The organism is Kitasatospora sp. NBC_00039 (assembly GCF_045160625.1).
GTDB lineage: Bacteria > Actinomycetota > Actinomycetes > Streptomycetales > Streptomycetaceae > Kitasatospora.
Genome location: NZ_CP108289.1, coordinates 5,393,548 through 5,408,239 on the forward strand (window position 1 = coordinate 5,393,548; position 14,692 = coordinate 5,408,239).

At 73.9% G+C, this 14,692-nt stretch carries 10 protein-coding genes; 7 read left to right on the plus strand and 3 right to left on the minus strand.

Annotated features, from left to right (window positions below; translation table 11 throughout):
* The first annotated feature begins 21 nt into the window (after positions 1–21).
* Positions 22–2,664 carry a DNA helicase PcrA gene (pcrA, locus tag OG286_RS24055; RefSeq protein ID WP_405360114.1) on the plus strand — a complete coding sequence of 881 codons (2,643 nt, stop codon included), beginning with the start codon at positions 22–24 and terminating at the stop codon, positions 2,662–2,664.
* 4 nt (positions 2,665–2,668) lie between these two features.
* Here pcrA and OG286_RS24060 read toward each other — a convergent pair whose 3' ends face one another.
* Positions 2,669–3,463 carry a M23 family metallopeptidase gene (locus OG286_RS24060; protein ID WP_396321421.1) on the minus strand — a complete coding sequence of 265 codons (795 nt, stop codon included), beginning with the start codon at positions 3,461–3,463 and terminating at the stop codon, positions 2,669–2,671.
* A 325-nt stretch (positions 3,464–3,788) separates the two neighbouring features.
* Between OG286_RS24060 and OG286_RS24065 the strand changes: the two genes are divergently transcribed.
* Positions 3,789–4,196, plus strand: a complete 408-nt coding sequence (locus OG286_RS24065; protein WP_360191583.1) for a cobalamin B12-binding domain-containing protein — start codon at positions 3,789–3,791, stop codon at positions 4,194–4,196.
* Positions 4,197–4,280: 84 nt separating this feature from the next.
* On the opposite strand, the gene OG286_RS24070 is transcribed toward OG286_RS24065, so the two are convergent.
* Both OG286_RS24070 and OG286_RS24075 read right to left on the minus strand, forming a co-directional pair.
* On the minus strand, positions 4,281–5,867 hold the full coding sequence (locus tag OG286_RS24070) for a DUF5691 domain-containing protein (protein ID WP_396321420.1): 1,587 nt from the start codon (positions 5,865–5,867) through the stop codon (positions 4,281–4,283).
* Positions 5,868–5,921: 54 nt separating this feature from the next.
* Entirely contained in the window at positions 5,922–7,244 is a 1,323-nt protein-coding gene (locus OG286_RS24075) for an SWIM zinc finger family protein (protein WP_396321419.1), read from the minus strand.
* A gap of 177 nt (positions 7,245–7,421) precedes the next feature.
* On the opposite strand from OG286_RS24075, the gene OG286_RS24080 reads away from it, so the two are divergent.
* The 5 genes from OG286_RS24080 to sucD all read left to right on the plus strand — a co-directional run bounded on the left by OG286_RS24080 (position 7,422) and on the right by sucD (position 14,636).
* A complete protein-coding gene (locus OG286_RS24080; RefSeq protein WP_396321418.1) occupies positions 7,422–8,504 on the plus strand; it encodes an AAA family ATPase in 1,083 nt (360 codons plus the stop codon).
* Between the two features lie 37 nt (positions 8,505–8,541).
* Positions 8,542–10,905 (plus strand): DUF5682 family protein, encoded by a 2,364-nt coding sequence (locus OG286_RS24085; RefSeq protein WP_396321417.1) that lies wholly within the window; start codon positions 8,542–8,544, stop codon positions 10,903–10,905.
* Positions 10,906–11,051: 146 nt separating this feature from the next.
* Complete coding sequence (locus tag OG286_RS24090; protein ID WP_396321415.1) at positions 11,052–12,224, plus strand: VWA domain-containing protein; 1,173 nt, start codon at positions 11,052–11,054, stop codon at positions 12,222–12,224.
* Positions 12,225–12,562: 338 nt separating this feature from the next.
* The gene (sucC, locus tag OG286_RS24095; RefSeq protein ID WP_396321414.1) at positions 12,563–13,738 is read left to right on the plus strand and encodes an ADP-forming succinate--CoA ligase subunit beta; all 1,176 of its coding nucleotides are present in this window, start codon (positions 12,563–12,565) and stop codon (positions 13,736–13,738) included.
* A gap of 16 nt (positions 13,739–13,754) precedes the next feature.
* Positions 13,755–14,636 carry a succinate--CoA ligase subunit alpha gene (gene sucD, locus OG286_RS24100; protein WP_396321412.1) on the plus strand — a complete coding sequence of 294 codons (882 nt, stop codon included), beginning with the start codon at positions 13,755–13,757 and terminating at the stop codon, positions 14,634–14,636.
* Positions 14,637–14,692 lie beyond the last annotated feature (56 nt).

Here is a 14,692-nt window from a genome sequence, read left to right on the forward strand (position 1 = left end):
GGGCCATAGACTCGGAGTGCCATGAGTAGCCTCTTTGACGACCTCCCGCTCCCCGGTTTCGAGGCCCCCGCCGCCGGGCCCGCCGCCGGGTCGAAGCAGCCGCACGCCGCCGCGCCCATCGACGAGGAGCCGCCGCCGTACGAGGACGACGTCCCGTACGACGTGTACGAGGAGGCGATCCCGGAGGGGCTGTTCCACACCGACCACGCCGCCGAGACGGAGCGGGACTCCTGGTACCGCAACGGCGCCGCCCGGACGGTGGTGGACCCGGCGCAGCTGCTGGAGGGGATGAACGACCCGCAGCGCGAGGCGGTGCTGCACGCGGGTTCGCCGCTGCTCATCGTGGCCGGCGCCGGCTCCGGCAAGACGCGGGTGCTGACCCACCGGATCGCCCACCTGCTGGGCGCCCGCGGGGTGCAGCCGGGCGAGATCCTGGCGATCACCTTCACCAACAAGGCGGCCGGCGAGATGCGCGAGCGCGTCGAGCAGCTGGTGGGCCCGCGGGCCCGGGCGATGTGGGTCTCCACCTTCCACAGCGCCTGTGTGCGGATCCTGCGCCGCGAGTCCAAGCTGCTCGGCTTCACCTCGTCGTTCTCGATCTACGACTCGGCGGACTCGCAGCGGCTGATGTCGCTCGTCTGCCGGGACCTGGACCTCGACCCCAAGCAGTTCCCGCCGAAGTCCTTCACCGCGAAGATCAGCAACCTGAAGAACGAGCTGATCGACGAGGAGACGTACGCCGACCAGGCCGCCAACCCGATGGAGAAGAAGCTCGCCGAGGCGTACTTCCTCTACCAGCGGCGGCTGCGGGAGGCCAACGCGCTCGACTTCGACGACATCATCATGACGACGGTGAACCTGCTCCAGGCCTTCCCCGACGTCGCGGAGCACTACCGGCGGCGGTTCCGGCACATCCTGGTCGACGAGTACCAGGACACCAACCACGCCCAGTACATGCTGGTGCGCGAGCTCAGCGGGGGCGCCGTCGCCGCCGCGCCGAAGCGCACCGTGGACGGCGAGTTCGTGAACCCGGCGGCCGGGCGGCTGGCCGAGGTGCCGCCCGCCGAGCTGTGCGTCGTCGGTGACGCGGACCAGTCGATCTACGCCTTCCGCGGCGCGACGATCCGCAACATCCTCCAGTTCGAGGAGGACTACCCGAACGCGACCACCATCCTGCTGGAGCAGAACTACCGCTCCACGCAGACCATCCTCACCGCCGCCAACGCCGTCATCGAGCGGAACACCAGCCGCCGCGAGAAGAAGCTCTGGACGGCCGGGGACCACGGCGAGAAGGTGGTCGGCTACGTCGCGGACGACGAGCACGGCGAGGCCCAGTTCATCGCCGACGAGATCGACCGGCTGACCGACGCGGGCGACGCCAAGCCCGGCGACGTCGCCATCTTCTACCGGACCAACGCGCAGTCCCGCGTGTTCGAGGAGGTGTTCATCCGGGTCGGCCTGCCGTACAAGGTGGTCGGCGGGGTGCGCTTCTACGAGCGCAAGGAGGTCCGGGACGTCCTGGCGTACCTGAGGGTGCTCTCCAACCCGGAGGACACCGTGCCGCTGCGCCGGATCCTCAACGTGCCCAAGCGCGGCATCGGCGACCGTGCCGAGGCGATGATCGACGCACTGGCCGCGCGCGAGCGGATCTCCTTCGCCCAGGCGCTCCGGCGGGTGGACGAGGCGTACGGGATGGCCGCGCGCTCGGCGAACGCGGTGAGGAAGTTCAACGAGCTGATGGCCGGGCTGCGGCAGGTCGTCGAGTCGGGCGCCGGGCCGGCCGCGGTGCTGGAGGCGGTGCTGGAGGAGACGGGGTACCTCGCCGAGCTCCAGTCCTCGACCGACCCGCAGGACGAGACCCGGGTGGAGAACCTCCAGGAGCTCGCCTCGGTGGCGCTGGAGTACGAGCAGGACCCGGGCGAGCGGCCCGACGCCGGCGAGGACGGCGCACCGCCGGTCGGCTCGCTCGCCGACTTCCTGGAGCGGGTCGCGCTGGTCGCCGACTCGGACCAGATCCCGGACGAGGACGAGGAGGGGCAGGGCGTCATCACGATGATGACCCTGCACACCGCCAAGGGCCTGGAGTTCCCGGTGGTCTTCCTGACCGGCATGGAGGACGGGATCTTCCCGCACATGCGGGCGCTCAACCAGGTCAAGGAGCTGGAGGAGGAGCGGCGCCTCGCGTACGTCGGGCTCACCCGGGCGCGGGAGCGGCTCTACCTGACCCGCTCGGTGCTGCGCAGCGCCTGGGGGCAGCCCTCGTACAACCCGGCCTCGCGGTTCCTGGAGGAGATCCCGGAGACGCTGGTGGAGTGGAAGCGGACGGGGGCGGCCTCGGTGCCGGCCTCGCGTGGGTACTCCTCGGGGTCGTCCTGGGGCGGGAGGTCCGCCGGCTCGGGCGGCTCCTCGCGCGGTGCTTCGCGCGGCGGCGCGGCCGCCTCGCCGAAGGCGGGCTGGGGGCAGTCGGCGCGGCGGTCCGGTGCGGCGGTCGAGCGGGAGGTCGTGGCGCTGGCGGTCGGGGACCGGGTCACCCACGACACCTTCGGCCTGGGCACGGTGGTGGCCACCACGGGCGTCGGGGACAAGGCGCAGGCCACCGTCGACTTCGGGACGGAGGGGCGCAAGCAGCTGCTGCTGCGGTACGCGCCGGTGGAGAAGCTCTGACCGCTCAGCGCGGGTCGAGTCCGTTCGAGAGGAACCACGGCAGCGGGTCGACCGGCCCGCTGCCGGGCGGCCGGATCTCGAAGTGCAGGTGCGGACCGGTGCTGTTGCCGCTGCTGCCGACGAAGGCGATGACGTCGCCCTGCTTCACGGTGCCCTTGCGGATCTTGTACGAGCGCAGGTGGCAGTACCAGGCCTCGGTGCCGTCGGCCATCTTCAGGATCGTCATGTAGCCGTACGACGGGTTCCACTGCGTACGGATCGTGCCGTCGGCGACGGCCATGACCTGCGAGCCGCCGTCCACCGGGAAGTCGATGCCGGTGTGGCGGTTGGCCCAATGGGTGCCGGCCTCGCCGAACAGCTCGCCGAGGCCGTGCTCGGCGACCGGCATGACCACCTTGGGCGCGGCCGGTTCGGCCGTTGGTTCGGCGGTCGGTTCGGCGGTCGGCTGGCCGCCGGAGAGCGGCTGGCGGGCGTCGCTGCGGGAGGCCTGGCCGGCACCGTCCGTCGCGAGGGCCTGCTGGGCGGAGGCCCGGGCGGCCGCGTTGTCCGGCGCGTCGGCGGCCGTGGCCTGCTGCGGCACCCGGCCGGCCGCCTCGAGGCGCTGCTGGCCGGCCTCGCCCTGGACGGTCACGGCGGCCGCCGCGGCCACCCCGAGCGCGGCCACCGACGGCAGCGCGACGCGCAGCAGCGCCGTCCTGGTGGCGGCCTTGGCGGCACCGCGCCGCTGGGCACGCGACTGCTCGCGGGCGGCCAGGCGCAGCTCCGCTCGGGTCGGGCGGGCGGCTGCGTCGGGAGCCATCGGGGGCTGCCTCCTCGGTGGGCCTTCGGCACGTCGTCGGGCGAGGGGAAAGACGAGGGGAAAACTGCCGCGACTGTAGCCGCAACGCCGACATGCGGACAAAAGTCCGTAAGTCAAGAGGCGAGTTGGTGGGCTGTGGGTGGGAATTGCGGGGTATACCGACTGGTAGCAAGGGCGGGGCTGTGATTTTCCCCTCCTCTTGAGGGGCGGCACGGCCAGGGGGGCCGGGTGACGCTAACCTCCCCTCAGGTTGGTTATTGCTGGTTAACCGCGCCCGTGCCCGACGAGGTCTGGGGTGGTGGACGACGAAGTCCAGGAGGCAGTGATGGGTGTGTCAGGGCCGATCCGTGTGGTAGTCGCGAAGCCCGGGCTCGACGGTCACGACCGCGGCGCCAAGGTCATCGCGCGCGCCCTGCGCGACGCCGGTATGGAGGTCATCTACACCGGCCTGCACCAGACGCCCGAGCAGATCGTCGACACCGCGATCCAGGAGGACGCGGACGGCATCGGGCTGTCGGTCCTCTCGGGCGCACACATGACGCTCTGCGCGCGGGTGCTGGAGCTGCTGAAGGAGCGCGAGGCGGAGGACATCAAGGTCTTCTGCGGCGGGATCATCCCGGACGAGGACATCGTCGAGCTCAAGGCCATGGGCGTCGCGGACATCTTCACCCCTGGCACGCCGACCCGGGACGTGGTGGCCTGGGTCGAGGCGAACCTGCGGGTCGCCAGCTAGGGATTGTCAGAAAAGCCCTGGTACGCCTGCATCTTCTCGGGCCGGTACGGGTCTCCTCCCGTGCCGGCCCGGGTGCGTCGCGGGTCAGGAGGCGAGTTCGGCGAGCATGGCCTCGCGGAAGCGCAGGGTGCCGGCGAGGCGGGTGAAGGTCTCGGCCCAGGCGGTGGCGGGGGCGGTGTCGGCCACCAGCGCCTCGACGGCGGCGGCGGTCTCGGGGGCGAGCGCACGCTCGGTCATCCCGAGCACCCCGCTGTGGCTCCACGGGTACGCGCCGGAGGCGGCCGCCCGGGCGAGGGCGGCGACCACGGCGGTGGACAGCGGCGGCGTCCACGGGGCCGCGCAGGCGCCGAGCAGTTGGAAGGCCTCGCCGAGGCCGTGCACCTCGATGAACGCGGCCGTCCAGGCGGCGCGTTCGGCGGGCGGCAGGACGGAGAGCAGCTTGCCGGGGGCGCCCGTGGTCCGCGGCGGGCGGGCCCGCCGGCTCTCCGGGGGGGATGGGGCCGGGGCCGGGCCGAGGAGCGCCCGCGCCCAGTCGGCGTCCTGCTGGCGGACGGCTGCCCGGGCCCAGGCCTCGCGCAGGTCGTCGGCCCAGCTGCTGTTGGTCTCGTCGATGCTGTCACCGACCCGCAGGGCGAGGAGCCGGTCCGGCGTCAGGCCGGTGGACTCGTGCCAGAGGGCCAGTGGTGCCGCGGCGATCACCTCGCCGAACCACCAGGCCCGCTCGCCGCGCCCGGTGGGCGACTTGAGTGGTATGCCGTCACGCTGCATCGCCTGATCGCATTCGGCGGGCGGGGTGACCAGCAGGTGCGTGCCGCGGTCGGAGAGGCGGACGGCGGCGCGGGCGCGCTCGGCCATGCGGCCGGCCAGGGTGGAGCCGGGGAGCGTCGAGAGCAGCTCGGCCGCGGTGGCGCGGACGTTCTTGCTGCGGTCGCCGAGGGCGGCCTCCAGGAAGGGCTCGTCGGCGGGGGAGAGGCCGTCCTGGAGTGCGTCCAGGAAGAGCAGGCGGTCCTCGGCGCGCTCGGTGGACCAGGTGCTGCGGAGCAGGGCGAGACCGGCGGCCGGGTCGGTGCGGCGCAGCAGCGTCAGGTGGGTGACGCGCTCGGCGAAGAGGCCTTCGTGCCAGAGGCGGTCGTCGCCGGGGCCGGCCGTTTCCGCGGGCTCCCCGGCGGTGGTGCGCAGCACGAAGCGCCAGTCGGGGTTGCGGGGCGCGAGCCAGCGGCCGAGCGGGCCGGCCAGGGCGACCGCGTCGGGGCGCAGCTCGCTGCGGGCGCGGGCGGCGTCGAGCAGCGCCGGGACGAGGACGGCGGGCGGGCGGTAGCCGCGGGCGCGGGCGGTGGTGAGCCACTGGGGGAGCAGCTCGGTGAGGTTGGCGAGGGTGGTGCCGCCGCCGCGGGTGCCGAGGAGCAGGGAGAGGCGGCGGGCGGCGGGGGCGGGGAGTTCGGGGCGGTCGTCCTCGGGAGCGGGGGCGGCGAGGGGCTCGGTGACGGGGGAGGGGAGGGCACCGGCGCGGCGGCGGACGGTCTCCAGGGCGGCGAGTTCGAGGAGCGCGGTGGCCGGGTCGGTGCGGTCGACGGCCCGGTGGGCGGGGGACTCGCCGGTGGGCTGCGGCAGGGGACGGCGGTCGGTGCCGAGGAGGGCGGTGGTGTGGAGGGACTCCCAGGGGTCGGACACGTGGTCTCCTGAGGTTGTGGTGTGGGCGGTGCGGGCGTGCGGTGGGCCGCCGGGCTACGGGGTGGTGAGGTTGATCGGGCGGTGGTCCGGGCCCCAGGCGGTGACGGGGGTGAAGCCCTGGTGGCCGTGTTCGCCGAAGACGGTGAGGGCGCGGCCGGTGGAGACGGCGGCGAGACGCCACAGGGCGGATTCGGGCGTGGCGGCGCGGTGGACCGGGAGGGTGTGCCGGCCGTCGGTGAGGTGCCAGCCGTCGGGCGTGAGGACGGGGACGGCGTCGGTGAGGACGGCCGGCCAGGCGTCGAGCCACGGGTCGTCGGCGACGGCGGTGCCGTAGGCGGCGACGGCTTCGGCGGCGGTGAGGCCGGGCGGTGGGGTGGCGGGGCCGGGTTCGGGGGCGCCGTAGCGGGTGCCCAGCGCTGCGCGCAGCGGGCGGGCGCCGGGGTGGAAGGCGAGCTCGGCCTCGAGGACGTGCCCGGTGGGGAGGGCGAGGTCGGGGGCCTGGCCGGGGCGGCCGAAGGCGAGGAGGAGGGCGGGGCGGCCGGTCTTGGCGCCGCGCAGCCAGAGGCGGCGGGTGGTGAGGCGGTCGTCGGCGCCGCCCTCCAGCGGGGAGGTGCGGCTGCCGAGGACGTGCCAGCGGTCGCGGACGGTGGGGCCGGCGAGGAGGTCGGCGGTGTCGGTGGTGTAGCCGATCCGGGCGCGTACGGTGGCGGCGAGCGGGGCGGGCAGTTCACCGACCCGGGTGGCGGCGGTGGCGAGCAGATGGAGCATGGCGTACTCCTCCAGGAGGTGCTGCTGGGGGGTGGTGTCGAGGGCGCGGACGCGGGCGGCGAGGCCGGGCGCCTGGGCGTCGACCATGCGGGCGGCGACCTCCTCCCAGGGGCCGGCGGTGGACTGGTCGGCCAGGCCGTGGCGGATCCGGTCGGCCAGCCGGAGCCGCAGCTCGGCGGCGCCGGCGGCGACCCGGGCGGAGCGCTTCTCGGCGCGGCGGCGGGCGGCGGCCGGGTCGGCGGGCGGCACCGGCGCGGCGGCGCGCTGCTCGGCCCGCTCCTGGCGCACCGTCAGCCACGCGGAGGCCCAGTCGGCCGGTTCGGCGGCCGGGACGGCCTCGGGGGTGCCGCTCCAGAGAAGGAGCAGCCCGAGGGCGTGCTTGCACGGGAACTTCCGGCTCGGGCAGGTGCAGGTGTAGGCGGGGGTGGCCAGCTCGACGACCGTGCGGTAGGGCGTCCTGCCGCTGCCCCGGCACTCGCCCCAGAGCGCGCCGCCGTCGGTGCCCGTGGCCGACCAGGGTGCGGGCGAGGAGAGCTTGCCCGCGGCCTTCCGCGAGGCGGCGTCGGGCGCCAGGGACAGGACGTGTTCGGTGCTCCAGCGTTCCTCCATGGCGACGACGGTAGGGGCAGGGACTGACAGTCCCGGTGGTCGAACTGAGGTCCGGTCAGGATTGTCAGTGGCTCGGTGCAGGCTTGTTCTCGCAGGCCGGGACGCCGGCCTGGCTCCCCCCGATCACTTCGCCGCCTGCCACAGGTGTGTCCGGCGGCCGGCCCGAAGGAGCCCCCTATGACCGACGTTCTGCGGCAGCACGCGGAGCACGCCTTCGCGGCGGAGCTGGCCGCCCTGGCCGCGCAGGACGACCGTCCGCGCCCCGAACGATGGAGGCTGTCCCCGTGGGCCGTGGCGACCTACCTGCTGGGCGGCGAGCTGTCCGACGGCACGGTGATCACGCCCAAGTACATCGGTCCGCGCCGGGTCGTCGAGGTCGCCGTGACGACGCTGGCGACGGACCGCGCGCTGCTGTTGCTCGGCGTGCCGGGGACGGCGAAGACGTGGGTGTCGGAGCACCTCGCGGCCGCGATCAGCGGTGATTCCACGCTGCTCGTCCAGGGCACGGCCGGGACCCCGGAGGAGGCCGTCCGCTACGGGTGGAACTACGCCCAGCTGCTCACCAACGGGCCGAGCCGGGAGGCCCTGGTGCCGTCGCCGCTGATGCGGGCGATGACGGACGGGAAGATCGCCCGGGTCGAGGAGCTGACCCGCATCCCGGCCGATGTGCAGGACAGTCTGATCACCATCCTGTCGGAGAAGACGCTGCCGGTGCCGGAGTTGGGCAGCGAGACGCAGGCGGTGCGGGGGTTCAACCTGATCGCCACCGCCAACGACCGGGACCGGGGCGTGAACGAGCTGTCGAGCGCCCTGCGCCGACGGTTCAACACCGTGGTGCTGCCCCTGCCCGGCTCGCTGGAGGAGGAGGTGGACATCGTCACCCGGCGGGTAGACCAGCTCGGCCGCTCGCTGGAGCTGCCCGAACTGCCCGGCGGCGCCGAGGAGATCCGGCGCGTGGTCACCGTCTTCCGCGAGCTGCGGGCCGGGATCACGCTGGACGGCCGGACGAAGGTGAAGTCGCCGAGCGGCACCCTGTCGACGGCGGAGGCGATATCGGTGGTGACCAACGGGATGGCGCTGGCCGTGCACTTCGGGGACGGCGTGCTGCGGGCCGGCGACGTCGCCGCCGGTGTGGTCGGCGCCGTCGTCCGGGATCCGGCGGCCGACCAGGTGGTGTGGCGCGAGTACGTCGAGGGCGTGCTGCGGGAGCGCGACGGCTGGAAGGACTTCTACCGCGCGGCCCGCGAGAACGCCCGCTGATTGCACCGCAGTTCGAGGTTGGAGGAGGGAGGGCGCGATGAGTGATCGGATCAGCGCAGAGGTGACGCTGCTGGGCGTACGGCACCACGGCCCCGGTTCGGCCCGCGCGGTGGCGGCCGCGCTGGAGCTGCTGGAGCCGGACGTGGTGCTGATCGAGGGCCCGCCGGAGGCCGATCCGATCGTCGGGCTGGCGGCGGAGAAGGAGATGGTGCCCCCGGTCGCCCTGCTCGCCCATGCCGTGGACGACCCGGCCCGGGCCGCGTTCTGGCCGTACGCGGAGTTCTCCCCGGAGTGGGTGGCGATCCGTTACGCCGTCGACGCCGGGCTGCCGGTGCACTTCATCGACCTCCCGGCGGCGTACGGATTCGCCGCGGAGACCGAGGGCGCCGAGGGCGCCGCGGAGCCGGGGGAGACGGACGGCGGGAGCGAGGCGGCGGATGAGCGGCCGGGTGACCCGATCGCGCTGCTCGCCGAGGCCGCCGGCCACGACGACCCGGAGCGCTGGTGGGAGGACGTGATCGAGCACCGTTCGCCCGGCGCCGACGCGCTGGCCCCGTTCGCCGCGGTCGCCGAGGCGATGACGGCGCTGCGCGAGGCCGGGGTGGCCGCCGGCAGCACCGCCCGGCGGGACGACCTGCGGGAGGCGTACATGCGCCGGCAGATCCGGGCCGCCAAGCGGGCCGGGTACCGGCGGATCGCGGTGGTCTGCGGTGCCTTCCACGTCCCCGCGCTGGCCGGCATGCCCACCGTCGCCCACGACCGCGCCCTGCTGGCCGGCCTGCCGAAGAAGGTCAGGACCGACATCACCTGGGTGCCCTGGACGCACCGGCGGCTCGCGCAGTCGAGCGGCTACGGCGCGGGGATCGTCTCGCCGGGCTGGTACCGCCACCTGTTCGCGGAGCCGGGCGACCCGCTGCCGAAGTGGCTGACCAGGGCCGCCGAGCTGCTCCGGGCCGAGGACCACCCGGTCTCCTCCGCCCACGTCATCGAGGCCGTCCGGCTGGCCCGCACGCTCGCCGTGATGCGCGGCCGCCCGCTGGCCGGCCTCACCGAGACGCTGGACGCCGTCCGCTCGGTGATGTGCGACGGCTCGGACGTCGCCCTCGCCCTCGTGCAGGACCGGCTGGTGATCGGCGACGCGCTCGGCGAAGTCCCGGAGGGCGCCCCGGCGGTGCCGCTCCAGCGGGACCTCACCCGCCTCCAGCGCTCGCTGCGTCTCAAGCCCGGTGCGGAGCCGCGCGAGCTCGACCTCGACCTGCGCGAGGAGACCGGCGCCGCCCGCTCCCGGCTGCTGCACCGGCTGCGGCTGCTCGGCATCGACTGGGGCGTGCCCGGCCGGTCCGCGGTGAACTCGACCGGCACCTTCCGCGAGAGCTGGCGGCTCTGCTGGCAGCCGGAGTTCGCGGTCCGGATCGCCGAGGCCGCCCAGTGGGGCACCACGGTCGAGGACGCGGCCCGGGCGAAGGCCGTCGGCACGGCCCGGGCGGCGACGGAGCTCGCCGAGCTGACCGGGCTGGTGGAGACGTGCCTGCTCGCCGGGCTCGGCAGCGCCCTGCCCGCGGTGATGCGGGTGCTCGCCGACTGCGCCGCCCTGGACACCGACGTCGCCCACCTCGCCGGCGCCCTGCCCGCCCTGGTCCGCGCCCTGCGCTACGGCGACGTCCGCGGCACCGACGACGGCGCGCTCGGCGAGGTCGCGGCCGGCCTCGCCGACCGGATCTGCGTCGGCCTGCCGCCCGCCTGCACCGGGCTGGACGCGGCCGGCGCGGCGGTGATGCGCGGTCACCTCGACGAGGTGCACGGCGCGATCGGCCTGCTGGCGCCGGACGGCGGCCTCGCCGACCGGTGGGCCGCCACCCTGCGGGCGCTCGCCCGCCGCGAGCCGGACGGCGGCCCCGCCACCGGCGTGCCCGGTGTGTTGCGCGGCCGTGCCGTCCGGCTGCTGCTGGACGACGGACGGCTCGACTCCGAGGAGGCCGGCCGCCGGATGGGCCTGGTCCTCTCCGCCGCCGGCGCCCCGGCGGACGCGGCCGGCTGGGTCGAGGGCTTCCTCACCGGCGGCGGCGCCCTGCTGCTGCACGACCCTCGTCTGCTGGGCCTGCTCGACGCCTGGCTGACGGAGGTGCCGGCCGAGGCCTTCACCGACGTGCTGCCGCTGCTGCGCCGCACCTTCTCCGCCCTGGAGGCGGGTGTCCGGACCACCATCGGCAGCCGGGTCGCGGCCGGCCCGTTCGGCACCGGGCCGGCGGCGGACGAGAGCGCTGGCCCGGCACTCGACCGGGGCCGCGCCGACGCCGCCCTGCCGGTGGTCGCCACCCTGCTCGGCCTGCCCGGCTGCCAGGCCCACCCCGGCGGCGGCCCGGCGCGCATCCCGAAACAGGCCACCGGCCGCGACACCTGAGCCCGGCGCCCGGCCGCGACACCTGAGCCCGAGGCCCGGCCGCGGCACCCGGCCCGGTCCCGGCCCCGGCCCCGGCCCCCGACCATGACGCCCGGCCCCGGCCCCCGGCCGCGACACCCGATCCCGACCTCGTGAAGGAGCATCCGATGGCAGTGACCACCACCCCCGCCGCCGAGGAGCGGCTGCGCCGCTGGCGGCTGGTGCTCGGCAGCGAGGCGGACGGCACGGGCTGCGCCCTGCGCGGCAGGGACGCCGCGATGGACGGCGCCCTCGCCGCGCTCTACCGCGGGGCACCGGAGGAGGGCCGCGCCGGGCGGTCCGGCCGCCGCAGCGCCGGCCTGGGCGGCTCGGCGCCGCAGGTGGCGCGCTGGCTGGGCGACATCCGCGAGTACTTCCCGTCCACCGTCGTCCAGCTGATGCAGCAGGACGCCATCACCCGGCTCGGGCTGGAGCGGCTGCTGCTGGAGCCGGAGATGCTGGAGGCCGTCGAGCCCGACGTCCACCTGGTCGGCACCCTGCTCTCGCTCAAGCACGCGCTGCCCGAGACCACCCGGGAGACCGCCCGCGCGGTGGTCGGCAAGGTGGTCGCCGAGCTGGAGCGCCGGCTCGCCGACCGCACCAGGGCCACCCTGGGCGGTGCGCTGGACCGCAGCGCCAGGGTGAACCGCCCCCGTCACCGGGACATCGACTGGGACCGCACCATCCGGGCCAACCTGAAGAACTACCTGCCCGAGCACGGCACCGTCGTCCCCGAGCGGCTGGTCGGCTATGCCCGGGCCCAGCGCGCGGTGAAGAAGGACGTCATCCTCTGCATCGACCAGTCGGGCTCGATGGCCCCGTCCGTCGTGCACTCGGCGGTCTTCGGCGCGGTGCTCGCCTCGATGAAGTCGCTGGACACCCGGCTCGTCGTCTTCGACACCTCGGTGGTCGACCTCACCGAGCAGCTCGCCGACCCGGTGGACGTCCTGTTCGCCACCCAGCTCGGCGGCGGCACCGACATCAACCGCGCGCTCGCCTACTGCCAGTCGAGGATCACCCGCCCGTCCGAGACGATCGTGGTGCTGATCAGCGACCTCTACGAGGGCGGCATCCGGGACGAGATGCTCAAGCGGGTGGCGGCGATGAAGGCGGCCGGCGTCCAGTTCATCGCGCTGCTCGCGCTCTCCGACGAGGGCGCGCCCTCGTACGACCACGCGCACGCGGCGGCGCTGGCCGCGCTCGGAGCCCCGGCGTTCGCCTGCACCCCCGACGTCTTCCCGGACGTCATGGCGGCGGCGATCGAGAAGCGGCCGATCCCGGTACCGGAGCAGGGCGTGTGATCAACCCGGGCTCGGGTTCACCCGAACGAGCGAACCCGGGCCCGCCCGCAGCCCCGGATCCGCCCGCCCGCTGAGCAGGGCGCGCGACACACGGTCGCAGGCTCTCTGTGACGGTTCTCACCCAAGACGGGCCGGTCCCGGGCGAAACACGCCCGTCGTCCGGGGATAACCTGCCAGACGGACGTGACGCGCGTGTTGATTGACGTGTGCGCCCGTGGCTGTGTGGGCCGCAAGGCCGTACTTCTGCGTACCCGCACCGCCCCGACGACCCGCAGCGAAGATCCTGCCGTGGCACGCTCGTAGAGACACAATCCGCGACCACGAACAAGGACAAACACGTGGACCTGTTCGAGTACCAGGCGAGGGACCTCTTCGCCAAGCACGGTGTGCCCGTGCTTGACGGTGATGTCATCGAGACCGCCGCAGACGCTGCCGCCATCGCGGAGCGCTTCGGCGGCCGCGCCGTCGTCAAGGCTCAGGTGAAGGTGGGTGGCCGAGGCAAGGCCGGTGGCGTGAAGCTCGCCGCCGACCCGGCGGACGCCGTCGCCAAGGCCGAGGCGATCCTCGGCATGGACATCAAGGGCCACACCGTTCACAAGGTGATGCTGGCCCAGACCGCGGACATCAAGGAGGAGTACTACGTCTCCTTCCTGCTGGACCGCACCAACCGCACCTTCCTGGCCATGGCCAGCGTGGAGGGCGGTGTGGAGATCGAGGTCGTCGCCGAGGAGAACCCGGACGCGCTCGCCAAGATCCCGGTCGACGCCAACGAGGGTTGCACCCCGGAGAAGGCCGCCGAGATCGTCGCCGCCGCGAAGTTCCCGGCCGAGATCGCGGACCAGGTCGCCGACGTCCTGCAGAAGCTCTGGGTCGTCTTCATCAAGGAGGACGCCCTCCTGGTCGAGGTCAACCCGCTGATCAAGTCCGGCGACGGCAAGATCATCGCGCTCGACGGCAAGGTCTCCCTGGACGAGAACGCCGAGTTCCGCCAGCCCGAGCACGAGGCGCTCGAGGACAAGGCCGCCGCCAACCCGCTCGAGGCGGCGGCGAAGGCCAAGGGCCTGAACTACGTCAAGCTCGACGGCGAGGTCGGCATCATCGGCAACGGCGCGGGTCTCGTCATGAGCACCCTCGACGTGGTCGCCTACGCGGGCGAGAAGCACGGCGGCGTCAAGCCCGCCAACTTCCTCGACATCGGTGGCGGCGCCTCCGCCGAGGTGATGGCCAACGGCCTGGAGATCATCCTGGGCGACCCCGACGTCAAGTCGGTCTTCGTCAACGTCTTCGGTGGCATCACTGCGTGCGACGCCGTCGCCAACGGCATCGTGCAGGCTCTGGAGCTGCTCTCGTCGAAGGGCGAGGCCGTCACCAAGCCGCTCGTCGTCCGCCTCGACGGCAACAACGCGGAGCTGGGTCGCAAGATCCTCGACGACGCGAACCACCCGCTGGTCCAGCGCGTGGACACCATGGACGGTGCGGCCGACCGCGCCGCCGAGCTGGCCAACGCCAAGTAAGGAAGGGGACTTAACCATGGCTATCTTCCTTACCAAGGACAGCAAGGTCATCGTCCAGGGCATGACCGGCTCCGAGGGCATGAAGCACACCCGCCGCATGCTCGCCTCCGGTACCCAGATCGTCGGCGGTGTGAACCCGCGCAAGGCCGGCACCACGGTCGACGTCGACGGCACCGAGGTGCCCGTCTTCGGCTCCGTCGCCGAGGCCATCGAGAAGACCGGTGCCGACGTCACCGTCATCTTCGTGCCGCCGAAGTTCACCAAGGACGCCGTCGTCGAGGCCATCGACGCCGAGATCGGCCTGGCCGTCGTCATCACCGAGGGCGTCCCGGTGCACGACACCGCCGCCTTCTGGGCGTACGCCGGTTCGAAGGGCAACAAGACCCGGATCATCGGCCCGAACTGCCCCGGCCTGATCAGCCCCGGACAGTCGAACGCCGGCATCATCCCGGCCGACATCACCACCTCCGGCAAGATCGGTCTGGTCTCGAAGTCGGGCACCCTGACCTACCAGCTCATGTACGAGCTGCGCGACATCGGCTTCTCCTCGGCCGTGGGCATCGGCGGTGACCCGGTCATCGGCACCACCCACATCGACGCCCTCAAGGCGTTCCAGGAGGACCCGGAGACCGAGCTCATCGTCATGATCGGTGAGATCGGCGGCGACGCCGAGGAGCGTGCCGCGGCCTACATCGCCGAGCACGTCACCAAGCCGGTCGTCGGCTACGTCGCGGGCTTCACCGCCCCCGAGGGCAAGACCATGGGCCACGCCGGCGCCATCGTCTCCGGCTCCTCGGGCACCGCCCAGGCGAAGAAGGAGGCCCTCGAGGCCGCCGGTGTCAAGGTCGGCAAGACGCCGTCCGAGACCGCCCGCCTGGCGCGCGAGCTCATCGGCTGACGCCAGCCGCTCGTCGAGCGCCCTCGCCCGGATCTCCGGGCGGGGGCGCTCGCGTT

Bases quoted from the DNA above. Each gene is read 5' to 3' on its own strand.
- pcrA (WP_405360114.1), top strand. From the start codon at position 22: ATGAGTAGCCTCTTTGACGACCTCCCGCTCCCCGGTTTCGAGGCCCCC.
- OG286_RS24060 (WP_396321421.1), bottom strand. From the start codon at position 3,463: ATGGCTCCCGACGCAGCCGCCCGCCCGACCCGAGCGGAGCTGCGCCTG.
- OG286_RS24065 (WP_360191583.1), top strand. From the start codon at position 3,789: ATGGGTGTGTCAGGGCCGATCCGTGTGGTAGTCGCGAAGCCCGGGCTC.
- OG286_RS24075 (WP_396321419.1), bottom strand. From the start codon at position 7,244: ATGGAGGAACGCTGGAGCACCGAACACGTCCTGTCCCTGGCGCCCGAC.
- OG286_RS24080 (WP_396321418.1), top strand. From the start codon at position 7,422: ATGACCGACGTTCTGCGGCAGCACGCGGAGCACGCCTTCGCGGCGGAG.
- OG286_RS24085 (WP_396321417.1), top strand. From the start codon at position 8,542: ATGAGTGATCGGATCAGCGCAGAGGTGACGCTGCTGGGCGTACGGCAC.
- OG286_RS24090 (WP_396321415.1), top strand. From the start codon at position 11,052: ATGGCAGTGACCACCACCCCCGCCGCCGAGGAGCGGCTGCGCCGCTGG.
- sucD (WP_396321412.1), top strand. From the start codon at position 13,755: ATGGCTATCTTCCTTACCAAGGACAGCAAGGTCATCGTCCAGGGCATG.